Raw genomic sequence first — 391 nt, 5'->3', positions numbered from 1 at the left:
TGGCGTCTCGCTGACCGCCACCGGCACCGTCCAGGAAGGCGGCCAGATCACCTACACCGCCAAACTGACCAACCCGGCCGGCACGGAAATGAAGGTCACTCTGAGCAACGGTGAAACCATCACCATCGCCAAGGACGCCACCGAAGGCAGCATCACCATCGCCGCCCCGAAAAACACCGTGTACGTCGACAGCGGCAACGTCAGCGCCACCATCACTGGCACCAGCGGCGGCGATTTCGAGAAGTTGAACGTCAGCAGCACGCCAGCGGTAACCGCCGTCACCGACACGATCGATACTTCGACCGTGACCCTGACTGCGACGCCGAGCGTGACCGAAGGCGGCGTCGTCACCTACACCGCGACCGTCAGCGCGCCCGTCACCGGCGCGCCG

1 protein-coding gene is annotated in these 391 nt (G+C 65.2%); it reads left to right on the top strand.

Annotated features, from left to right (window positions below; translation table 11 throughout):
- Positions 1-391 (top strand): immunoglobulin-like domain-containing protein (locus tag NTD82_RS04370; RefSeq protein WP_262127886.1); only part of this gene is annotated, 391 nt, incomplete at both ends.

Origin of the sequence: Pseudomonas sp. 5P_5.1_Bac1 (assembly GCF_025466015.1) — a bacterium.
Classification (GTDB): domain Bacteria; phylum Pseudomonadota; class Gammaproteobacteria; order Pseudomonadales; family Pseudomonadaceae; genus Aquipseudomonas.
Note: the sequence above shows the minus strand (reverse complement) of the source record. Positions and strands in the feature narration are given on the sequence as shown.